The 21,148-nt window shown below is 70.4% G+C and carries 21 protein-coding genes and 3 pseudogenes; 12 read left to right on the top strand and 12 right to left on the bottom strand.

Going from position 1 to position 21,148, the window contains the following annotated elements; all coding sequences use genetic code 11:
* Nucleotides 1–56 precede the first annotated feature (56 nt).
* A complete protein-coding gene (locus ACZ51D_RS42255; RefSeq protein WP_465665627.1) occupies nucleotides 57–1,154 on the bottom strand; it encodes a helix-turn-helix domain-containing protein in 1,098 nt (365 codons plus the stop codon).
* Between the two features lie 111 nt (nucleotides 1,155–1,265).
* On the opposite strand from ACZ51D_RS42255, the gene ACZ51D_RS42250 reads away from it, so the two are divergent.
* Complete coding sequence (locus ACZ51D_RS42250) at nucleotides 1,266–1,460, top strand: hypothetical protein (protein ID WP_465626577.1); 195 nt, start codon at nucleotides 1,266–1,268, stop codon at nucleotides 1,458–1,460.
* The gene (locus tag ACZ51D_RS42245) at nucleotides 1,457–1,621 is read left to right on the top strand and encodes a hypothetical protein (protein ID WP_465626575.1); all 165 of its coding nucleotides are present in this window, start codon (nucleotides 1,457–1,459) and stop codon (nucleotides 1,619–1,621) included. Before ACZ51D_RS42250 ends, ACZ51D_RS42245 begins: the two co-directional genes overlap by 4 nt.
* Nucleotides 1,622–3,064: 1,443 nt before the next feature.
* Here the strand turns inward: ACZ51D_RS42245 and ACZ51D_RS42240 are convergent.
* The gene (locus ACZ51D_RS42240) at nucleotides 3,065–3,598 is read right to left on the bottom strand and encodes a hypothetical protein (protein ID WP_465626573.1); all 534 of its coding nucleotides are present in this window, start codon (nucleotides 3,596–3,598) and stop codon (nucleotides 3,065–3,067) included.
* Between the two features lie 372 nt (nucleotides 3,599–3,970).
* Between ACZ51D_RS42240 and ACZ51D_RS42235 the strand changes: the two are divergent.
* The 3 genes and pseudogenes from ACZ51D_RS42235 to ACZ51D_RS42225 form a co-directional block, all read left to right on the top strand.
* A pseudogene (locus ACZ51D_RS42235) lies at nucleotides 3,971–4,249 on the top strand (transposase); the annotation flags it as partial.
* Nucleotides 4,250–5,074: 825 nt separating this feature from the next.
* Complete coding sequence (locus ACZ51D_RS42230; protein WP_465626571.1) at nucleotides 5,075–6,325, top strand: FG-GAP-like repeat-containing protein; 1,251 nt, start codon at nucleotides 5,075–5,077, stop codon at nucleotides 6,323–6,325.
* A gap of 46 nt (nucleotides 6,326–6,371) precedes the next feature.
* Nucleotides 6,372–7,916 carry an FG-GAP-like repeat-containing protein gene (locus ACZ51D_RS42225; protein WP_465626569.1) on the top strand — a complete coding sequence of 515 codons (1,545 nt, stop codon included), beginning with the start codon at nucleotides 6,372–6,374 and terminating at the stop codon, nucleotides 7,914–7,916.
* A 114-nt stretch (nucleotides 7,917–8,030) separates the two neighbouring features.
* On the opposite strand, the pseudogene ACZ51D_RS42220 reads toward ACZ51D_RS42225, so the two are convergent.
* Nucleotides 8,031–8,186, bottom strand: a pseudogene (locus tag ACZ51D_RS42220) (nitrate reductase); the annotation flags it as partial.
* A gap of 747 nt (nucleotides 8,187–8,933) precedes the next feature.
* Here ACZ51D_RS42220 and ACZ51D_RS42215 point away from each other — a divergent pair.
* Complete coding sequence (locus ACZ51D_RS42215) at nucleotides 8,934–9,566, top strand: 2'-5' RNA ligase family protein (protein WP_465665624.1); 633 nt, start codon at nucleotides 8,934–8,936, stop codon at nucleotides 9,564–9,566.
* A gap of 158 nt (nucleotides 9,567–9,724) precedes the next feature.
* Here ACZ51D_RS42215 and ACZ51D_RS42210 read toward each other — a convergent pair whose 3' ends face one another.
* The 4 genes from ACZ51D_RS42210 to ACZ51D_RS42195 form a co-directional block, all read right to left on the bottom strand.
* Nucleotides 9,725–11,119 (bottom strand): hypothetical protein, encoded by a 1,395-nt coding sequence (locus tag ACZ51D_RS42210; RefSeq protein ID WP_465626565.1) that lies wholly within the window; start codon nucleotides 11,117–11,119, stop codon nucleotides 9,725–9,727.
* Between the two features lie 53 nt (nucleotides 11,120–11,172).
* Complete coding sequence (locus ACZ51D_RS42205) at nucleotides 11,173–11,502, bottom strand: hypothetical protein (RefSeq protein ID WP_465626563.1); 330 nt, start codon at nucleotides 11,500–11,502, stop codon at nucleotides 11,173–11,175.
* Nucleotides 11,503–11,506: 4 nt separating this feature from the next.
* The gene (locus ACZ51D_RS42200) at nucleotides 11,507–11,713 is read right to left on the bottom strand and encodes a hypothetical protein (protein WP_465665622.1); all 207 of its coding nucleotides are present in this window, start codon (nucleotides 11,711–11,713) and stop codon (nucleotides 11,507–11,509) included.
* A gap of 212 nt (nucleotides 11,714–11,925) precedes the next feature.
* The gene (locus ACZ51D_RS42195) at nucleotides 11,926–13,248 is read right to left on the bottom strand and encodes a hypothetical protein (RefSeq protein WP_465665620.1); all 1,323 of its coding nucleotides are present in this window, start codon (nucleotides 13,246–13,248) and stop codon (nucleotides 11,926–11,928) included.
* Nucleotides 13,249–13,526: 278 nt separating this feature from the next.
* On the opposite strand from ACZ51D_RS42195, the gene ACZ51D_RS42190 reads away from it, so the two are divergent.
* From ACZ51D_RS42190 to ACZ51D_RS42180, 3 genes are all read left to right on the top strand, one after another.
* Complete coding sequence (locus tag ACZ51D_RS42190) at nucleotides 13,527–13,649, top strand: hypothetical protein (protein ID WP_465626553.1); 123 nt, start codon at nucleotides 13,527–13,529, stop codon at nucleotides 13,647–13,649.
* Nucleotides 13,650–13,749: 100 nt separating this feature from the next.
* Nucleotides 13,750–14,103 (top strand): hypothetical protein, encoded by a 354-nt coding sequence (locus ACZ51D_RS42185; RefSeq protein ID WP_465626551.1) that lies wholly within the window; start codon nucleotides 13,750–13,752, stop codon nucleotides 14,101–14,103.
* Between the two features lie 250 nt (nucleotides 14,104–14,353).
* Nucleotides 14,354–15,019, top strand: a complete 666-nt coding sequence (locus ACZ51D_RS42180) for an SMI1/KNR4 family protein (RefSeq protein WP_465665619.1) — start codon at nucleotides 14,354–14,356, stop codon at nucleotides 15,017–15,019.
* Nucleotides 15,020–15,409: 390 nt separating this feature from the next.
* Here the strand turns inward: ACZ51D_RS42180 and ACZ51D_RS42175 are convergent, their stop codons facing one another.
* From ACZ51D_RS42175 to ACZ51D_RS42155, 5 genes are all read right to left on the bottom strand, one after another.
* A complete protein-coding gene (locus ACZ51D_RS42175) occupies nucleotides 15,410–15,748 on the bottom strand; it encodes a hypothetical protein (protein WP_465665617.1) in 339 nt (112 codons plus the stop codon).
* Between the two features lie 120 nt (nucleotides 15,749–15,868).
* Nucleotides 15,869–16,171: a hypothetical protein gene (locus ACZ51D_RS42170; protein WP_465626545.1), complete on the bottom strand. Its 303-nt coding sequence runs from the start codon at nucleotides 16,169–16,171 to the stop codon at nucleotides 15,869–15,871.
* Between the two features lie 86 nt (nucleotides 16,172–16,257).
* Nucleotides 16,258–16,434: a hypothetical protein gene (locus ACZ51D_RS42165; protein WP_465665615.1), complete on the bottom strand. Its 177-nt coding sequence runs from the start codon at nucleotides 16,432–16,434 to the stop codon at nucleotides 16,258–16,260.
* A gap of 399 nt (nucleotides 16,435–16,833) precedes the next feature.
* The gene (locus ACZ51D_RS42160; protein ID WP_465665613.1) at nucleotides 16,834–17,589 is read right to left on the bottom strand and encodes a hypothetical protein; all 756 of its coding nucleotides are present in this window, start codon (nucleotides 17,587–17,589) and stop codon (nucleotides 16,834–16,836) included.
* 180 nt (nucleotides 17,590–17,769) lie between these two features.
* A complete protein-coding gene (locus tag ACZ51D_RS42155) occupies nucleotides 17,770–18,360 on the bottom strand; it encodes a hypothetical protein (RefSeq protein ID WP_465665611.1) in 591 nt (196 codons plus the stop codon).
* A 910-nt stretch (nucleotides 18,361–19,270) separates the two neighbouring features.
* On the opposite strand from ACZ51D_RS42155, the gene ACZ51D_RS42150 reads away from it, so the two are divergent.
* The 3 genes and pseudogenes from ACZ51D_RS42150 to ACZ51D_RS42140 form a co-directional block, all read left to right on the top strand.
* A complete protein-coding gene (locus ACZ51D_RS42150) occupies nucleotides 19,271–19,630 on the top strand; it encodes a hypothetical protein (RefSeq protein WP_360210602.1) in 360 nt (119 codons plus the stop codon).
* Nucleotides 19,631–19,728: 98 nt separating this feature from the next.
* The gene (locus ACZ51D_RS42145; RefSeq protein WP_465665609.1) at nucleotides 19,729–20,637 is read left to right on the top strand and encodes a hypothetical protein; all 909 of its coding nucleotides are present in this window, start codon (nucleotides 19,729–19,731) and stop codon (nucleotides 20,635–20,637) included.
* A 28-nt stretch (nucleotides 20,638–20,665) separates the two neighbouring features.
* Nucleotides 20,666–21,078 (top strand): annotated as a pseudogene (locus ACZ51D_RS42140) (LuxR C-terminal-related transcriptional regulator); the annotation flags it as partial.
* Between the last annotated feature and the right edge of the window lie 70 nt (nucleotides 21,079–21,148).

The raw sequence follows: 21,148 nt of genomic DNA, 5'->3' as shown, positions 1-21,148 counted from the left end.
GGTGATCATGAAGCGTAGAGAACTCCATGATCGGGCGAACCGTGCCTGCCCTGCTACTACCGATTAGCTCGGCACCTACTGGCGGACGCCCTAAGGCGCACCTCTGCCAAGTCCAGCGCGATCAGCCCGCGGCCCTTGATGTCTGCGGGGTCTCGGCGACTCATGGCCGTCTCCAGCAGGACAGCGGCGGCGTCGCGCTCGCCGAGGTGAGAATACGTCTCGCCGGCGATGCCGTCGAGCCTGGGGCCGGTGAAGAAGTCGAGGCCGCCGACCGGCTCGCCCGCGGCGCTGAGCAGTTGCATCGCCTGCTCGATGGCCACCCGCGCCCCTTCCCGGTCGCCGCGGGCCGCAAGCGCTCGAGCGAAGTTCGCCGCCACCCACGCACGCCGCCGAGGCGCCGCAGCCTGCGCCCGCCCGACCGCCTGCCGCAGCAACTCGGCGGCAGCACCGCTTCGCCCGGCGGTGTACTCGGCGATGGAGTGCATGGTCAGTACCCACGCAGCCAGGTCTTCGGCCTCGCCTTCGGTGGCTGCGGTCGTTCCGACGGCGAAGTAGCCGTCGGCCGCGGCCCGCTGGCCGAGGTCGTGGCTGGCGAGCCCGAGGAGCCCAGAGAGGACGGCCAGTATCCGTACCCCGCGGCGGCGCGCGTCGACGGCTTGGGGGCGCCCGAGCATCGCGTGCACACCAGCCAGCTGCCGGTACAGGGCCCGCAGCGACTCGGCCGGCGGGGTGGACGGGTACCGGAAGGCGATCTCGGTAACCACCTGTTCCAGGCGGCTCAGGGTCGCGTTGCCGGCCGTCGAGTGGGTCAGCATGTCGAGCACCTCCCAGGCCTCGGGGACGGCGGCGGGCTCGTAGCTGGTGGGGAGGGCCGGGGTCTCCCACTGCCGGTCGGCGAGGCCGAGCATCCTGCCAGGGATGCGAAGGCCGTCAGCGATCCGCTCGATCACCTCCATGCTCGAAACGTCCCGCCCGCCGTTCATGATCTCGGTGACGCGACTGGTGGAGAGGCTGGTTCGGCGAGCGATCTGGGCGGCGCCGATGCCAGCACGGCGGACGGCCTGGAAGACCGGCCCGATCTGTCTGTCCGCGCAGGCGGCAGCGAAGGTGGCGTCGGCGAGCAGGTGGGCGGGCAGCGATTCCGGCGCGGACACGGTGGCCTCCGAGGAGTCGGTGGGGTCACGAGCGTATCGGCCACGGTGGCTTCACGGTGGGTACTCACCGTGGCCCTGGTGGCGGTCCCAAACCCTGCCGATGCTGTGCCCGTGACAACGCATCAGCCACCGCCGACGCGCGCCCAGCTGCAGGCCGAGGCCTGCATCCGCTGCCGCCGCCGAGGCGGCGAGTTGGTGCCGGCCGGCCACGTCTACACGCCCACCGGCGAGCGCTCCGCTCCGCTCGGTTGGGCCGTCGTGGCGTGCGCCGCCGCGTGCCCCACCGACTCGACGGAGGAACAGTGAGTGAGCAGGACGAGCCGGCGCCCGACGAGCGGGTGTGTGGTGTCTGCCGGGACTGCCGGGACTACGGCCTCGGCACGTACGACGGACAGCTCACCGGCATCTACGACTGGATCACCGACCACGTCGGGTGCCGCTGCCCCGGCGCCGGGACCGCCAGGTGAGCATGGCCGGTGGGATCCCCGCGCTGGACTCGGAACCAGGTCAGGCTGGTGGGTACTGCCGCGCCTGCGGCGAATACGGGCGGGGGCGTTTCGACGAAATCCGCACGTCTCTCACGGACTGGATCACCGACCACGTTGGATGTCCTGACCCAACGCCCCGTGAGGGTGACGAGCCCGACTGAACGGCCAACGCAGGTGCTCGGCCGGCGCCACGATGGTGAGCTCACAGCACGACGAGGAGGACGCGGTGGAGAAGAAGGACCGGCCTGCGCGAGACCGAACGCCGCGGGACTCGTGGGCCGCGCGGGGGCGGGAGACTCGCCACCCCGGCCAGCCCCGGCTCGCGCCGACAGGACTGCTGCTGGACGAGGAGTCGGCGGCAGAGGAGACGGAGGAGAGCATGAGCGACGACGGTCAGCGGCAGCCGAGCGGAAACCCCGGGAATCGGCGGACCTCAGCCCCGGCGCTGAGGCCGTCCAACCCGCCGCCGCTGAACCCGCCGAGCGCATAGGGCACGACTCCCGGCAGGTCAGCGAGACGTTCCCGGTGACCTCCTCTGCGGTGTCGCAGGACCGCCAGGCGTCGCTGGGCCTGGCGGTCCTGCTGCTGTTGCGGTGAAGGGGGCATGGCAGGAGTCCGTCGTAGCCGGAGATCCATGTGTCACCAACGTCCGGCAGTTTTATATCTAGGGCGCCAACAGTCTTGCGCGAGAGACCAGAGCGTTCGGCCACCCCTCCTGCGTGAGCCCGTGGAGACGCCGGGCTCGGCGGTTGCGGTCGCCGGTCTCGCGTCGCTGTGGGTCAAGATCTGCCTGGTCCGGAGGAGGAGGGGGAAGCACCTCCTGACGCGACTGACCCCCGCGGGTGAGGGGAGGACGCCCGGGCGTGGCGGCGCAGCGCGCCGTCCGGGGGCTGACCCCCGCAGGTGCGGGGAGGACACTTCCTGACCTGGGGCGATGGGGCGGCTTTGCTGGCCCTTTACTTCTTGCTGTTCCGCTGAGTGGGCACGCCCGTCGGTGCGTGATCTGTCTTGTCAAAGAGCTTGAGCCATCGTGCCACGCGTCAGTGGCGACAACGGGCCCTCTCGTAGAGCCCGCATGCGCGCCCGCCGGAACTGCCACTGGTTCGAGCGGTTCCCGGCTCCCCGCCGAGATCCACCTTGCCTGGTGCGCCGTCATCTCCATGCTCGCCTGCCTGACCCGCAACACCAGCAGCGACACCGCAGCTCGAGGTCATGCTCGCCATGAGACACCGTGCCGGGTTGGCCTCGGCCGAACCACGGGCGATGTCTCGTCACCGGGGCTGTCTGCGACAAGGTTCAGGGAGCGTGCGGGAGTCGGCGGGCTCCGCTGACCGTGGTCCTCATTACAACCGTCGCCGACACTTACTTCGCGGCACGGGCCCCGTGTGTATGCCGTCCGTGCCGGGTCGGAGCGATCGGTGGTCAGTTCGGGGTGGTCGGGGTTCCGGGGCGATCGTCCCTGCGAGCGATGGTCGCCACCCACTGCGGGAACTGTCCTACGGGTACCGCGGGCGAGGCGGTGGGGAGGAAGGCGACGCTGCAGCGTCGGCACAGCCAGGTCTCCCGCCAAACCCCCTGCAGTTGCAGCCACTGTTCGTAGGTGTGCGGCCACTGGCCAGCCGTGTCACCGCGACGGCTTCGGTGGTCGGCTTGGAGGGCGAGCCCGATCCCCAGCAGGATCGCGGTGGTGAGGAACGGGCCGTACTGGTAGCCGATCCGGTAGGCGGCGTCGGAGCCGCCGCCGTCGTCGGAGAACAGCGTGCGCAGTCCCAGCAGGCCGAAGAGGCCCGCCAACACGAAGAGGGTGATCGCGGCCCCGGTCGAGCCACCGGGTTCGGGCGGCATCGACAGCAACTCCCGCGTCGGCGGGCTGAGGGGCCGGTCGGAGTCCAGCAGGGCTTTGTGTACGGCGACGGTTTCGTCCGCCGCGCGGCATGTCGGGCAGGTGACGCTCATCGAGTGGGGACTCCGGAGGTGATGCACGGTGTGCACGAAGGACGGTCACGTAGTACAGCACGGGTAACTGACTGGCCGTGTGGTCGGGGGTTCGCCGGGAATGCGGTCGGCGGCCGGGCCTTCGGCGAGACGGGGTTGGCCAGGGGCGGACGGGGGCCAGTACTTCCGCCGCCGTGGTGGGGTGGCCGTCCTCGGCCTCGGCTCGAGCCCGGCGATCGTCGGCTTACCGGGTTGCCGAGCCGTTCGGGGGTGAGGGCCAGACGGCCCCCTCCGCGGCCGTGCTGATCGTCGGGGCAGGAGGTCCCGGCCCGATACCGGTCGGGGCGATTCGCCGCGTCGAGGACCTGCCCGTACCCAGCGGGTCGTGTACGCCGGATGCCCGCCCCGATCGCTTCCCAGATCAACGCCGCTTGGCTGGAGCTGTCCCTGGCCGCCATCGACCTGCTCGCCTGGACCCAAACCATCCCGCTGGACGGCGAGTTGTCCACCGCCGAACCGAAGAAGCTCCGCTACCGGCTTCTCCACGCCGGCGCCCGCATCACCCGCGGCGCCCGCCGCCTGCACCTGCGGATCGCCGCCATCCGGCCCTGGCGCCACGACCTCGCGACAGCCTTCGCCCGACTGCAGGCCCGTCCTCGGCCCGTCACCTGAACCGGCACCCCGGCGCTGCCCACCCACGATCCGAGGACCTTGGAGACACGCGGCCGCCGCGTCGGGCCCTCGGCATGCCCGCACAGCCGCAAACGCCCACGACCCCTCACCGACGCCATCAACCCAGCTCAGCAGGACCCAACTGAAAGGCGGAGGCTAGCGGGAACGGCTCTCCTGGGCGCCGCGGACCCGTGCCCGGCCAAACGTCCGGCAGCCACCCCAGCGGCTGAAGACCGCCATCCTCCGGGGGACCAAGGCTGCTGCCGTTGTTGATCGCCGCGACGAAGGTCCGGTAGGGCTCCGGATGCGTCACCCGGTTCTCGGTCTCCCCGGCCGCGCATGCTTCCGTGACAACCACACGTGATCACCGTCCCGATGAGGCCACGCTCGACCTCCTACGTTCGGCTTTCGCAGCCGAGTGGCGCGAGCCGGCCCTAGGCAGCGATGGAGTAACGAACGTGCAACCTTCGGGGTCCGGACGCAACACTTTGGGCTGCGTATCGCATCGCGACTTCTCTGCGAGAGAACCTCAAATCTCACTCAAACCGCTTACCGTATCTACATGTTGGGTGGGATGCTCTCGGCGTCGCGACACGGGGGAAGCCGATTCTGCCAATCCGTGCACGCTGGGGCATCCCGGCGGAGTAGTTGCTCCTTCTCTCGCTCTACCTGCCGATCAGCGGGCGGGCGGACGGACGTGACGTGTCGCGGCGCCGGTTCGCTGGATTCTTTGCCGGCGGAATGGCATGCGTTCGGCCGATTTCTATGGAACGACCAGCGGTCGAACGCTCCGGACACATTTCTCATTCACTACGGGGAGACGCAATGAGGAAAAGCTGGAAGGCCGCTTTCGTGGCGGCCGGAGCGGTGGCGGCAATCTTCGCCTCCAGCGCCGTGGCGGCTGCGGATACCAGCGCCTACGGCATGCCGTTCAAGGACATGATCAACAACAGCGACTGCCACAACAGTGTGGTGATAGGTCGTAGCGGTGGGCAGATCTACGCGTACGGCGCCATCAGGTGCGTCCTGGCGAGGACCGCGCTCGTCCCGAGTATCTCACTGTCAGGCGACAGCGGAAAGAACGGATTTGACGGCAAGGGCGGCAGCTGCGCCCTGGCCAGCTACTGCGAGACCCCGCGCGTCTACCTTCCGGAGATCGCAGGAGTCAGGTATCAGGCGAGCAGTGCCGGCGTCCCTGGTGGCATGTTCATGCCGCCCGAGAGCGGCATTGCGCACGCAGAACTCGTGGGCGGTACCCGATCGTCCCGGGCTGGCACGGAGGCGGGGACGGGTCGGGTGCGGTGGGCTGACTTCGATGGTGACGGCCGTGCGGACTACGTGATCGTCAACCCGGACGGTCCGGTGCACGTGTACCTGAACCAGGGCACTGACGGGCACGGCGGTTGGCAGGACTTCGGCCAGGTCGCCACGGGTCTGACCACCGACGCGAGCCGGGTGCATTTCGCGGACTTCGACGGTGATGGCCGCGCCGATTACATCCTCGTCAATCCGGATGGTTCGGTGCGGGTGTTCCTCAACAAGGGCGGTGACGGGCACGGCGGTTGGCAGGACATCGGTCAGGTCGCCACGGGTGTGACCACCGACGCGAGCCGCGTGCGCTTCGCCGACATCGACGGTGACGGCCGCGCCGACTACAACATGATCGACTACAACGGCGCTGTCCACACCTTCCTCAACCGTGGTGGTGACACCGGTGGCGGCTGGAGCGACTACGGTCAGATCGCCACGGGCCTGACCGGCGACATCAGCCGTGTCCGCCTCGCCGACATCGACGGCGACGGCCGCGCTGATTACAGCGCCATCAACCCCAACGGTTCCGTCGTCACCTACCTCAACAACGGCGGGGACGGCCACGGCGGTTGGATCAACTACGGGCAGATCGCCATCGGTCTGACCAGTGACCAGAATGCCGTGGTCCTCGCCGACATCACCGGTGATGGTCGGGCCGACTACCTGGTCACGGGCGCCGGTGGTGTCGTCAACGCCTTCCGCAATGACGGCGGCGACGGCCACGGCAGCTGGACCGACTACGGACAGATCGCCGCCGGCGCCTGAGCCGGCAGCTATTCACCGTTCACCACAACTACGGGGGTACCTTCCTTTGAAACGTGTCATACTCGGCGGCCTCGCCACCGCCGCCGTCCTTGCCGGCCACCTCGCCACCGCCCCGGCCTCGCAGGCCGCGGCGCCGCCGTCCCCGGTGCTCCGGGTGATGCCGCTGGGCGACTCCATCACGGCCGGCGTGGGTAGTTCCACCGCTGCGGGCTACCGCCTCCAACTGTGGAACGACATCGCAGCCCAGTCCCGCTACAAGGTCGACTTCGTCGGCTCGGGCCACTGGGGCAACGTCCCCGATCCGGACAACGAGGGCCACAGCGGATACCGGATCAGCGACATCCGCGCCGGCATCGACGGCTGGCTGTCCGCGGCCACGCCCGACGTCGTCCTGCTCCACATCGGCATCAACGACCTCGACCGCGACCCCGATCCCGACAAGCAGCAGGCCGCCACCCGCGCCGCGAACGCCTTCACGGACCTCGCGGAGCGCATCCTCGCCGACCGGCCGGGCGTCACGGTCCTCGCGCAGGGGCTGATCCCCACCACATCGGGTCTCCAGGACGGCGTGCGGACCTTCAACACCGACATCAAGGCGCTGCAGTTCGGAAAGCTGGCCGGCAAGAAGTTCCGATACCTGGAGCCGCCGGCACTGTCGGGCGGCGAGATGGCCGACCGCCTACACCCGAGCGACACCGGGTACGTGCGGATGGGCGACGTCTTCTCCAACGGGCTGGACCAGGCCGTCGGCGACGGACTCGCACAGCGCCCGCCCGCACCGCGGGCGGGTACGGAGGCGGGGACGGGTCGGGTGCGGTGGGCTGACTTCGATGGTGACGGCCGTGCGGACTACGTGATCGTCAACCCGGACGGTCCGGTGCACGTGTACCTGAACCAGGGCACTGACGGGCACGGCGGTTGGCAGGACTTCGGCCAGGTCGCCACGGGTCTGACCACCGACGCGAGCCGGGTGCATTTCGCGGACTTCGACGGTGATGGCCGCGCCGATTACATCCTCGTCAATCCGGATGGTTCGGTGCGGGTGTTCCTCAACAAGGGCGGTGACGGGCACGGCGGTTGGCAGGACATCGGTCAGGTCGCCACGGGTGTGACCACCGACGCGAGCCGCGTGCGCTTCGCCGACATCGACGGTGACGGCCGCGCCGACTACAACATGATCGACTACAACGGCGCTGTCCACACCTTCCTCAACCGTGGTGGTGACACCGGTGGCGGCTGGAGCGACTACGGTCAGATCGCCACGGGCCTGACCGGCGACATCAGCCGTGTCCGCCTCGCCGACATCGACGGCGACGGCCGCGCTGATTACAGCGCCATCAACCCCAACGGTTCCGTCGTCACCTACCTCAACAACGGCGGGGACGGCCACGGCGGTTGGATCAACTACGGGCAGATCGCCATCGGTCTGACCAGTGACCAGAATGCCGTGGTCCTCGCCGACATCACCGGTGATGGTCGGGCCGACTACCTGGTCACGGGCGCCGGTGGTGTCGTCAACGCCTTCCGCAATGACGGCGGCGACGGCCACGGCAGCTGGACCGACTACGGACAGATCGCCGCCGGCGCCTGACCTGCAACGGGTCTCTGCCGAGGGGGACTTGATCGTCACTGGCGGCCAGTGAGGTCTCAACTCATCTGACTTCCAGGTGACTTCGCGCTCCCGCATGCATCGCTCTCGTCATGCGGGAGCGACGAAGATCGCGCCGAACATGGCCACCACGTGCTGGGCACCCAGCCCTGCCGTGCGGGCCAGGAGAGCCGTTCGTCGGGGGCGGGCGACCGCCCCCGGCGCGGGTGTGCGCCCGTCCCCGTGCAGCTTCCAGCGCGCGCCGAGATCCATGATGGAGTTTCGCCCTCTCTGTACCGCGGGCTCGGTACGTCTTCGTGCGGTGAGCGACTGACCGCACCGTTCTCGTGGTCGCCGGTCCCGCCGCGCGCCACCGGCCCCGCTCCTGGCCTGCGCACTCGCGCGCGGCGGGACCGGCGGTGCGGGTGCACGGGTCAGGGCCGCCGCCGAGCGGCAGCGCTCGGCGGCGGCCCTCAGGTCGCGCAGCCACGCCTCCAGGCCCTGGCCTGCAGGGGGCTTGGGACATCTCACACCCGGAGGGAGCGCACCCCGGGCGGTCCAGTGCGGACGAGGCACGCTTCCGGATGCTGATCATCAGCAGCATCGTCCGGAGGCTTCTGCAGCACGCCAACCTCTGAGCTTGCCCGCGCGACCTGCTGCGCCAGCCCCCGACCGTCTCTGCGGTCGGGGCTGAGACGTGATACACGGCGCTGGATCTCAGGCAGCCTCGCCTAAAGGTGGTCAGTGGTCAGCGTCAAACAGCGTTCACAACCTCGCCGCCCACCGGATCGCCATCGACTCCCTCGCCGAGGTCTACCTGACCGCCGCCGAAGCGGTCCCTGGCCTCGCCCCGCTCGCCGAACGCCACCGCGCCGGAGTAGCGAGGTGGTGCTCACGCTGCGGGTATCCGACGCCAGGCGCCCGGCACCGTCACCCAGCTGCAGCACTGCCAGACCGCCGTCCGCGAGGCCAGAATCGCCCTCTCCCTCGCCGCCCCGACCGGTGCTTGGATCGGTGACCATGATGCATGAGACTCCCGCGCACATGGCCGACCACTGGTGGTGGCGCCCCGGGTGGCACCAGGGCACCCGCTGGTACACCTGGCACCTGACCTTCGACGGCGCCGACGACGTCCACCGCCTCGCCGCCGACTACCGCCACGCCCTGGCCGGCGTCCCCAGCCTCGACCTCGTCCCGGACCGCTGGCTTCACCTCACCATGCAGGGACTCGGCTCCACCACCGAGGTGAGCGAGGCCGACGCGCGCGCGATCGCCGACGCCGCCACCCATCACCTCTCGCAAGTCCCGGCCTTCGAGCTGGTGTTGGGGCCCGCGATCGTCAGCGCCGAGGCCCTGCTCCTCACCGTCACCCCGGCCGAGCCCGTCCATGCCGTCCATGCCGTCCGAGCCGCCATCCGCGCCGCCATCGCGGACGTGTGGCCCGGGGTCCCCGAGCCGCCGGACGGCTTCCGGCCCCACGTCTCCGTCGCCTACTCCAGCGCCGACAGCCCCGCCGGGCTCGCCGCCGATGCCCTCGCCGATGTCACCACCTACCTTGCCACCGCCCGCATCACCTCCGCCGAACTTATCGTCCTCGGCCGAGACCGGCAGATGTACGAGTGGGAGACCGCCGCCCGCGTGCCACTCGGCTAGGCCGAAGCCCTACACCCCCTGGCCGTCCGGCCGGGCAGCTCGCGCGCCGCGGGCTGATCGGCGTGGACGCGAAGACCCCAGGATGCAGCGTGGCGGGCCGTCGGCCAGGCGCCGGCCGGCGGCCGCGCCCGCCTGCCCTTCAACCTGCATTCGTCCTGTTACCTGCGACCGACGATCGCGTCGACGAGGGTGTGGTGGGAGGCCAGGCTGTCGGGGGCGCCTGCGGTGCTGGCCACGATGTCGCCCGGCTGGAAGCTCCACCCATGGGCTGCGGTGTTGCTGAGGGGGGTTCGGGCGATGAGGAACCCGCCGTCGTGGCCTTCCTGTTCCGGGCGGGCAGCGATCTCGGTCAGGATGGGGTTTCCGCCCTGGTGCGCGTCCAGCAGGCCCTTGTACGTGCCCGCGGTCTGGCCATCGCGCAGTGGACCTCCGAGGGCGTAGCGGGCCGCCGACGGGTCTGCGGGGTCACCGATGTTCGTGAAGACGATGGCCGCTGACTGCTTGGAGGGGTCGGCCTTGCCCGCGTCGGCAGCCAGGCGGCGTGCGGTGGCGGCGTCGGTGGCGAGGGTTGCCGGTGAGGGGTTCGGCGGGACGTAGGCGGCGATGTTGGTGGCGGTGTCCGGGTTGCCGTAGGCGATGACGGCACGTGGCGCGGTGTTCTGTGTCCGTGCATTCTCGACGTCGAGCAGGAGCTGTGGCGGAACGGTGGGGGTGTCGATCTGCTTCTGGAGTGCGTCGAGGCCGGCCAGGTTTGCCTGCGCCGCCTTCTGCACCTCCGACTGGGTCGCGGAGGCGGCATCCTGTGCGATCTGCTCACGGAGCTGGGGCAGCCATGCCCGGTTGGCCTGGTCCCGTGTCTGGGAGGGCAGGCCGTCCAGGGCCCCGATCTGGCCGGGGTGGTCGTGCAGGAGTTGCTGGCGCGTTGATTCGGGCAGCGAGTCCCACCACTGTCGGTTCCCAGAGGAACTCCCGGGGGGCGCCCCGAATTTGAAGTTCGTCTCCTTGTCGAGGAAGTCGATGTCCTTCTGGACGTCGGCGACCCGTTCCGGGGTGAAGTCCCCGGTGCTCTGGTAGGTGGTGTCGAGCCTGCCGAGCGCTGCGGTGACGGTGTCGTCCATGGTTTTCACCTCGCCGGACAGGTCGCCGACCTCCTTCGCGAGCTTGTCGCGGGCGGCTTCCATGGCTTTGACCCATTCGGGGTCGTGCCGCGCGGCCTCATCACCCTTGCCGGGCGGCAGGATCTCCACCGCGGGTGCGACGTTCTCGTCACCGTCGACGATCCGCAGACCGTCGGCGGCCGCGCCGTCGACGAGCGTCTTCTGCCGGGCCTGCAAGAGCAGGAGGGTGTCGAGGGCGTCCGTCAGGACCACGCGCAGGTCCTCGATCACCCGGTCAACCAGGAACAGCTGGTTGGCACGCTCCTGAAGGGCGCCGTCGGTCGCGTCTGAGGCGTGCCCGTGCCAGCTGGACGAGGCCAGGTTCCGCTGAACCGTCTGCCACTGCGTGATCCGCGTCTTGAAGTGGCCCTCGAAGGTGGACACGGCGTTCGTCATCGCCCTCAGGCCGCCGAGATCGGCCGTTTTGAGCATCCCCCAGTAGTAGGCCATCAGCCCTGGCCCCCCGGAGCCGGCGTGCCGAGCGAGGCGGCCGCGTTCGCGTCCGTGGTCTCGTAGGAGCTCGCGATGGTGCTCAGAATGCCAGCGGCGTGTTCCAGCATGTTGGTGGTGACGCGCTCGACGTGGCTGCTCAGGTCCTGGACGGCCGCCTTGGCCGGGCTCGCGAAGAGCCAGTTCGGCATGCCTAGGTCCGGCATCTGCCCGAAGTCCTGCGTCAGGTCCTGCCGCATGCCCGCCGCCACCGCCCGCGCGGCAGTGTCCGCGTCGCGCAGATCCTGCGGGTTAACCCCGAACCCCTTGGGCCCTGTTGTCCCTGGCATTCCCTCAGCCCCCTCCGGCACGCCAGTCGCGTGATGCATCCGGCGCCCAGCGTAGACGACCCGCGCGCGCGCCGGTCACGGCGAACAGCGCCGAGCCGAGCTTCATGGCCGTGACCGTGGCCTTCCACGTCCCCAGCCGGGCCCCTTCCGGGTCGGCCACGCAGTGGGCCTGGAGCGCGAGGAGGGCGGTGCTGAACGCGAAGTCGATCATGCTGGCGGACTCTCCGAGCCCGTCGACGCGTCGGTTCACCCGCTCGCTCAGCCGGTCGGCGAACGCCTGCGCGTCGGGCCGGGGCTCAAGGTGCAGGCAACGGTCATGGTCACCGAAGGGGCCCGTCGGTCATGTCGGTTCGTCAGCAGGGAAGGCAGCCAGCACCGCGCCTGCCTTCCTGGAAGCACGCGCGGACGGGCGGGCTCGCGCCCTCAGAGGTGGACTACCTGCCCGGCGGTGTCCAGCCAGCACCAGTTGACCGGCGCGTGCTGCTTCTTCAGCGCGAGGCGCCCGGTCCCGAAGGCCTTGAGAGCGGCCTCGACGGCGGCGGGCAGGGTGTCGAAGTCCTGCGGCACGGGGACGCGGAGCAGCAGGCGTTGCTTGCGGTGGAGGAGGAGGATCTCGCCGGCCGGGGTGCACTCCAGCAGCTCGAATTGCTTCAGGGCCGTGAAGGGCTTGGCAGCGGTGGAGATCCGGGAGCGCAGCTGGCCGTCGGCGCTCCAGGCGAACAACCCGTAGCGGTTGAGGTGGAAGGCCCGCCCGCGGTGCGGGTCGGCGACGACTGTGTAATCGAGGCCGGTGAAGGGGCTGTCGTCGTAGCGGTGCAGGCCCTCCAGGCGGCCGCGCAGCGTGCCCTGGTCGTCGAGGATCGCAAAGCTGAACTCCTGGCCACGGCTTCCCGACCGGAAAGTGCGGCCGAAAACCGGGACCACGAAGAGGTCGTCGCCGAGGGCGGAGGGCCGGGTCACTTTGCAGTCCGCGTAGCCGTAGAAGGTGCCGGAGCTGCCGGTGAAGTCCGTCAGGACGTCGGTCAGAGTGGGCGAGGGGCGGTTGTCCCGGCACACCGGGACTCCGCCGAAGACGACGTGGGGGTGCTGATCAGCGTCGGTCTGGCGGTCGGTGTTCGCGTGAAGGCTCGCGATGGCCCGCAGGGTGGGCTTGGAGCCGGGCGCGAGCGCGGCGCCGGGATCGGAGACGGCGACGATGTTGGTGGTCGCGCCGGCCCACTTGAGGCCGTACTCCGAGGTCGTGCAGAGCAGCCGACCGGAGGGTGTGACGGCGATCGACGCGGCGAAGGGATCGCCCATCCTCTCCTTCTCCTCCTCGTGGCCCCAGGGCATCGGGAACGTGGCCAGGACCTGGCTCAGGTCGGCCGAGAACAGGTGGGTGCTGCCCGGTCGCAGAGCGAGCGCGACCGTCCCGTCGGGGAGGACGGCCAGGGTGTCACCGCTGCCGTCCGGAATGATCGATGACGGGGTGCCGTCCGGCCGGGGGCCTCCGAACACGGCGGTGGCGACGGGCGTTCCGTCCGGGGTGTAGCGGGTGATGAAGCGGAGGTTGAGCTGCATGTGGAGGGGGTCGGCCGGATCGCCCGTGCCGCGCCAGGGGCGCCATACGGTGGAGACCACATAGGTGTCGCCGTCCGGCGTGGCCGCGGCGTGCTGCGGGGCCCACCCGCCGGCCGCCGGGTCGAGGCCGTGGGTGATGGCCAGCGATGAGGGCATGGCCATCGGCAGGGTGAGCATCCGCTTCATGATCGGAATTCTGCACCGCCCACCGACAGCGAGCCCCAGGCCGGCAGCGGTGAACCCGGCCCCGGGCCGACAGTCGCCGCGCCAGTTCGGCCCTTCGACCACCTCCCGGGACGGCCTCCACAGTTCCGGAGCATCGCACTCGACGCACACCTCGGCCCTGGCGATGGGCCAAAGTCCCAGGGGGTCGTCAGACTAGGGACCCTGCACGTAGATCCGCCCCAGCCCCACGGGGGAAGAGCGAGGCGGGTATTCAAAGGACTCCCGTCTTCACCGCCGTCGTGTTCGGTGTGCTGATCGCCGCCACCACGTGGGGCCACCCGATCCTCCAGCTCGTCGGCGCCGCCGTCGACGCCACCCACTACCCCTGCCCGGAGCGCCGCTGCCCGGCAGGCCTACCCTGATCCAAGACACGGCGGGAAAGGGGGAGGGGAACTGGTGATGCGCAAGGGGCGCTGGTTAGCCGCGGCGGGACTGATCGCGGTCACGACCTGGGCGTGCGACATGAGGGAGCACGATCCTGCATACCCGCTCCCGTTCAAGCGGAGTGACGCCTCGGTCCTGCGCCGCATCGAGCTCGCCGACCCCTCCACGAGGAACACCACCGTGGCGGCGGACGACCGCACGCTCTCCATGGAAGTCTCCTGGAGCGGCTGCGACTACAAGCCCGACCTCGTGGCACTGGAGACCGCCGACCAGGTCAGACTGCTGCTCAGGCGCCGCGATGCCTCCGGCCCGGACATCGGATGCGAGGACGGCGGCATCGCCGAACTCACCGTCGTCCTGCACCAGCCCCTCGGAACCCGGGCCCTCACCGACACCCTCACCGGCGAACCCGTCCCCCACACCCACACCTGACACTGGACTGCATCCGGATCCCGGCAGCCTTGGCGACGCACGGCGCCACCGGCACCCGGAAAGTCGCTCAGCCGGCGGTGCGGGGAATCGCCCACGGTGCGCGTCTCGGCTCCGGTCGCCCCGGCGCAGCGCGGCCGGAGTCCCGGGGCAGTCACCGGCGCCCGTGTTCTTCCGGTCAGGTCAATGGCCTGCCAGAGCCGTGGCCTAAAGTGCAGCCTCTGACAGGCTGACGGCCGGAGAGGGCTGGGCGATGACCGAGGCGTGGGACCGGCTCCGGGCAATCATGGGCGAGGCCGTGTACACCCCGGCGCGGGTGCCCTGGGAGTTGGCACCGGCCGAGCTCGGGGTCCAGCTGCCATCGGACTACCGGGCGTTCGTCGACTTGTACGGTGCGGTGAACCTGAACGGCGAGTGGGGCGTGCGATCACCGACGAGGCCCTCCCACGCAGCCGGCTCTCCGGGCGGCCTGGCGGGGTGGCGCTTCGAGACCGATACCGAGTTCCGGCAGCAGGTCGAGGGTGAGGATGAGTTCTGGGACCAGGAGCACATCCCTGTCTTTCCAGACCCGGGCGGGCTACTGCCCTGGGGCATGAACAGCAACCACAACCACTGCTGCTGGCTGACCACCGGCCCGGACCCAGAGCAGTGGCCGGTGGCCGTCTTCTGCGACTTCAACGACGGCGCGCTCGCCCGTTTCGACGGCGGCTTCGCGGAGTTCGTGGCGACCGCACTCACCGGCGGCTACGCCCACGCGGATGAGTTGCTGGTGCGCCCGGACCCGCAAGAGTGGGGACCTCAACCGGTCCGACCACTCTGGACACCCGCCTACGACTGGACCGGCAAGGACTGGGGCGCGGAGTGGGGCATCACCTGGTACCGGCCCACCGGGTCGACGGCGATGCCCTGGACCAGGTAACAACGATCCGGGGTACACCATCGACTGTGCCGAGGCTGCCTCAACTCGTGCTCGACAGGAGGAACGACCCCACCTGTGAGCTGGATGGTCAAAGCGGCGAGTGCGTGGGCTCGGCCCGGCCTGACGGTGCCCGGGGGTCACGGCGTCGGCGGCGGTGCGACCTGGCAGACGACCACGAGTTCCAGGCGCGAGACGACGTAGTAGGCGAGCAGGCCGCCGGCGACGTCGAGGTAGCGCATGGGCTCACCGCTGCCCTGGTAGTGCCATCCAAGTAGAGCGCCTCGGCGGCCCGGACAAGCTCGGCGGCCCGCTCTTCGACGGCGGTGAGGAACTCGGGCCGGGGCTCCGGCGGTGACGTGCTGCTCGCTGGACAGGTACTCCCAGCTCAGGTCACGCGTTCACCGCCGCGTAGGCGGCGCGGTAGAGCTCGGCGACGGTGGTGGCGTGCTCGCGGCACTCGGCGACGGTCGCGGCGCGGTTCGCGAGGTAGTTCGCCCGGTGGTAGGCCTGGGCGGTGGCCGGGTGCCGCTCGATCTCGACCATGGCGGCCCAGTGCGCGACGAACGAGCGGATCGGCTGGACGCTACCGGTGGTGATGGCCCCGGCCATGGCCCTCGTCTGCCCGTCGATCATCTCCGGGAGGCGGTCCGCGGCCACGACGGCCAAGGCGGCCTTGAGCGCGGCCGGACTCTGCTCGGGCCGGGGGATCAGCTCGAGCCCGTCGTGCACGGGCTGACTCAGGCAACACTCCTCTCCTACCCAGCCGAGACTACCCGCCCCGGGCCCGCCGGACGGCCCTCACGAACCAGTGAAGGGCAGACCCCGCGGGGCCACGCTCGGGCCAGCCGATCACCGGCCGACGACGCACGCCCGGACGAACCCCTCGCCGACCCGGCGCCACTCTGGCTGCCGATCGGCGCGGCCAGGGAGGCCATGGCCTGCTCGTCGGTGCGCAGGACCAAAGCGGTGGCAGTAGGTGGCAATCACCTCGGCAACGGCAGCCCGGTCTCCGATCGGGGAGGCGATGGCGGCGGCAAGGTCCCGCTCGAACAGGCCGCAGTCGCCAGGCAAGCCGTACCTGCTGACCGCGAAGCGCAGCTCGTGAAGGATGGTCGACCTGGCCGAGTCCCAGTGGTCGGGCTGGGTGGTCACCTGGTCCTCGGTGGTGACGGCCACCGGAACGGCGGGCCGCAGAATCGACGGTAGCGGGCGGTGGGCGGGTGGTGGAGCGGTCCTGGTCAAGCGGCGCCGGTGAGGGTCATCGGTTGGCGGGTCGGGCGCAGCGGGACGGCGCCGGCGCGGAGCGCTTTGTAGGCGCGGGCGAGGGCCTGGCCGCTGGTGGCGGCTGCGGTGCGGGCGGCGGCCTCCTCTTGCTCGGCCTTCTCGGCGAATACGTCATCGACCCGAACAACCACGTCGTACGCCTCACCCGCATCATCCCCCTCTGACGGGCCACCGCCTCGCTGCCCAGGCCCGTTCCCCGTCAAGGCGCGTCGACCACGGACGGGATCGCCTCGCGAGCGGGCGGCTGGGACCGCGGGGACGGGGGCGCCCCGGGGTCCCGGCCATGGAAGGCACCGGCCACCGCGGGGGCGTGGCCGACTGCTCAGCAGCCCGGCAAGGGGGTGGTGGGGCTGCCGTGATCCGGAATGCTAGACCCGCCCGAGGCCCGCGAACAGGCCTGCGACCTGCAATCTTTCGGTCGCGAACATGCCAGGAGGTCAGAATTTCTTACCTACCCGGCGGGCGGCCACCAGCTGCCGTCGGCCAGGACGCGCCCCGACCGGGTCGTCCCGGGCCCCCGCCCGCCGCTGTCAAGCCGTCAGCTCAGCCTGCGGGTCACGGGTGCACAGGTGCGCGGTCGGGCAGGCCGGGCAGCCCCGGGCATCGACGAGATGGGCAACCGCGTCGAACAGCTCCTGGGCGCGCTCTGCGGTACCGACGCCCTCGAACCCGGCGTACTCGTGCGCGGTGCCGGTGGTGCCCTCGGCGAGGTGAGCGCGCAGATAGGCGAGCGCGGCGAACTCATCCGGCAGCAGGCTCCCCGGCGCCACCGGGATGCAGACCTTCGGCACCAGCGCGCTGGCAAGGTCCCCACCGAACAGCCACGGGTCGCCAGGCTTGGCCGGCTTGCCGACGACCACCCTCAGCACGACCTCCTCCTGATCGCTGGGCTCGACCAGGACACCGCCAGCGGCATGGAGCTCGTGGACAACGCTGCGCACGTCCGCAGCCGCGCGCTGGCCACCGATCATCCCGGCCAGCTCGGCGACCGGCAGGTGACCGACGCTGCCATCGGGTCGGCGCAGCTGGAGCACCCCCTGGTCGACGGCGAGGTCCAGCCACAAAGCCTGCACCGGGATCTTCGTCCCGTACAGCGGGGCCAGGCGGGTCAGGCGCCGGGTCATGGCGACGGTCTCCGGGCTGAGCCGCATGTCCAGCATGGCCCTGTCGTAGGCGTCGGGGGCCAGGGCCATCCACTGGTCGTAGCCCGGCGGCTGCAACTGCTGCAGGGTGTACTCGACCGTTCCCCTGGACCCGCGCGGCTTGCCCACCTTCTTGCGTCCCATCCCCGTCTCCCTGCCTCGCCATGACGCTGACCGGCCCATTGAACACCCGGGCTGCGGCGTTGCGGCCGCTGTCACGCGGCACCGGTGAGGGCCCTCGGCCAGCGGGCGGTGCGCAGCGGGACGGCGTGGCCTCGGGCGACGGCACGACCAGAGCGACGATCTGGTGATCGGAGAGAGCGCCTAATACCTCATGAGCTTGGCGTTCAGGACGGTGAGCAGTTGCTCCGCGCGCGCTTCATTCTGGGCAATCGTCTCCGCGTCGTTTTCGCTCTGGACGAAGACGCTGAGCACCACCGTGCCCTTGGTGGCGACCAAATATACGTAGGGGTCCGGGTGGGTCGAGTTGCCCCCCGTCGTCTGCCCCTCCTCGGCGTAGAGCTCGTCGATGGGGGCAGAGAAACCCTCGAGCGAGACCTCGTGGATGTTCTCGGTCGCGACAGATCCGCCGTTGAGAACGAAGCTCTTCGGGCAACGCTTGCCGTCGGTCCTGCTGGTGGAAAGGTAGTTCCGGGCGTCGGCGGGCGTGGTGAAGACGCTCACGGTCGTGTTGCCGCCGACCGCGGTCGTGGTGGCATCGCCTTCGAGCGGGCGTTCCACGTTTCTGGTCATCTGGCCGCGCAGGCTGGGCGGCGGGGGTACGGACTGGTACCGGCACGACGCGTCGAGCCCGTAGGCCACGAGTTTGGCGTTCTCGCCGACAGGGCTGCTCTTGAAGCCGGTGCCCCACTCGGCCGGGGTGAGGGCCACGGCGGCTGCCAGTGCGCCGCTCATCGCCTTGCTCTTGACCGCGGGTGTGGTGGTGGTCGTTGTGGTGGCTGGGTCCGTTGTGGTGGCGGGTGTAGGGGTCGCTTGGGAGTTCGCGGTGGAGGTGCCGGAGGAGCATGAGGACAGCAGCAGCGCGGACAGGAGGGCGCAGCACACTGCTCCTGCGCCCTTCCCGAGATCGGTTCTTATCACGGGTGAGTACTAAACCATCGGTCAAGATCGTCCGCGCGGGCTGGGTGCCCCGGTCCGGGGCCCGCCGTCGGCGGTGGAAGACCTGCAGCTCGCGGCTGGCTGCTGTTCAGGCTGGTCGGTCACCGGTCGCCGGTCACCGGTCACCGCCGGCGGCTCGGAGCCAGTCGAAGGCATCGTTGGCCGGGGTCCAGTGCTGGCTGCCGATGGGCGCGGCGAGGGAGGCCATACGTGCTCGTCGGTGCGCAGGACCAGACGGTGGCGGTAGGTGACAATCACCTCGACGACGGCGCCGAGGGCCGGGAGGGTTCCGGTGCCGGCGTTGACGCGTTCCACGAAGGGTGCGGCCTGCTGCGGCACGTGCCCGCGCACCGCCCGCCCGCCCGCCCGCCACCAGCGGTCACGCGCCAACGTGACGCCGACGCACCGGTGTTCGGCCCCAGCCGTGTCGCCGAGGATCCGGTCCAGGGCCGAGACGGTGAGTCTGGCGCGGGCCAAGTCGTGCATGGTGAAGCGCAATGCGAGCGTCCCTCTCCCCCCGGTGGGCCGGCAGCCGACGGCGGCGGACATGCCATGTTCCGTACGACTTCGGGGCGGTTTCGCGGCTATTCGGCTGCGGCTGAACAGCTCGCGCCGCCGTTGCGCCCGACAGCCATCCTCTTCATGGGCCGCGATCACCCCGGCGCCTCGACACCCGGTACCCGATACCTCGATCGAAGGATTCCCCATGCAGATCGGCAGGAAGCTCCTCACCCTCACCGCCACCGCGGGCCTCGCCCTGGCCGGGGTGGCCGTGGCGGCACCGGCGAACGCCATCGGCGGAGTGGGCTGCCCGACCAACGGGCTCACGGTGACCACCAGCGGCAACGGAAACTACTGCGCCGCGGGCTCCATCGGCTACAAGAACACCAGCAGCCTGTTCGGGATCGGCCAGATCGACCACGTCATCTACGAGTCGACCCAGTGGAACTGGGCCGCCTTCTACAACTCCAGCGGCGTCATCAAGCTGAAGCCCGGTCAGTCCACCGGCTACCTCGGCGGCGTGATCACCTACGCGCTGGAGATCGACAACCCGAACTGGACGTGATCCCCGGCCCCACCGGTCCGTGAATCCGGCACCCGCCACCGACCCGCGGTCGCCCGTGGCGGGTGCCGTTCCGCCGCGCCCGCTCCCGGAGGACGGAAATGAAGCGCTCCACCACCTCGGCCCTGACGCTCGCCCTGCTGGCGGCCCTCGCGGGCTGCGGCACGGGCGGCACCCGCCCGGCGCCCCCCCAACTGGGCGAGATCCCCACCATCACCGGTGTCGGCCAGGTGGTGCGCCCGATCGACGTCTACCTCCCCACCGCGGCGCAGACCCGGACCGCGGAACGGGCCGCCTACCTGACGAGTGCCGACTGTCTGCGACGGCTGGGCATCACGGAGGCTCCCGGTCCGGACCCGGCTTGGGCCGAGCCCGCCGACCGGGACGTCCGGTCCCAGCTCTACGGGTACTTCGCGCCCGACCGCGTCGCCACCACCGGCTACGACGCCGTCGTGGCCACGGGCCCCGGGCAGCCGGCCTCCGCCGCCACCCGGCAGGTACTCACCGGGCGGGACACGACCGGCACCCCGGTCACGGAGTTCCAGGGCCGGGTCGTCCCCAAGGGAGGCTGCCTCCAGGAGGGCCTGGCCGCCGTCGGCGGAGCGGTGTTCCTGAACTCCACCCCCTCCGCCCTGCCCGCCGGCGGGCCGAAGGAGCCCTTGACGGATCCTCGCGTCGTGGCCGCCGACCGGCAGTGGAGCAACTGCATGAAGGACCGCGGCTTCACCTACGCCACCCCGGCGGACGCCTACATGGACCCGCGCTGGCGCGACCGGACCCAGGGCCCCGGAGCGTCCGTCAGCCACACAGCGGCCGAGCTCGCCACCGCGACCGCCGATGACGCCTGCAAGCGGTCCACCAACTTCATGGGGACCGCGGTGGCCGTCCAGGCCGCCTACGACCGGCAGTACATCGCGGCGCACCCGCAGGAGCTGGCGACGTTCGCGCAGGGCGTCAGCCGGCACGTCGCCGACGCGGAGAAGGTCGTCGCGGCAGGCGCGGCCGGGTAGCGCAGGCTCGGGTGACCAACTCAGGCTACTGCCGATCCTCGTGCTCTCCCAGTACGTCGAGGACACCTACGCCCGAGAGCTACTCGCCGATGGCACCGGCGTCGGCTACCTGCTCAAGGACCGAGTCGCCCGCGTCGACGACTTCCTTGAGGCGCTGCACGGGGTGGCGGCCGGCGGCACGGCGCTGGACCCCGACGTGGTCCGGCAACTGCTCGCGACGCGCGGCAACCCTCTGTCGCGGCTCACCGAGCGCGACGCGAAGTACTCGCGATGATGGCCCAGGGATACGGGAACTCCGAGATCGCCGATCGCCTCGTGGTCACCGAGCGGGCCGTGCACAAACACGTCGGAAACATTTTCGTGAAGCTCGACCTTCCCCCCGAGGACAGCGGCCACCGGCGTGTCCTAGCAGTTCTTACTGACATCTGCTCTTTGGGGTGATGGATCTGCCGTTTTACTGACGGACGGTCACCTGCCGCTGTAGACCGTCTCGCATGCGATATGCGGATGG

This window comes from Kitasatospora sp. NPDC033851, assembly GCF_055576085.1.
Note: the sequence above shows the minus strand (reverse complement) of the source record. Positions and strands in the feature narration are given on the sequence as shown.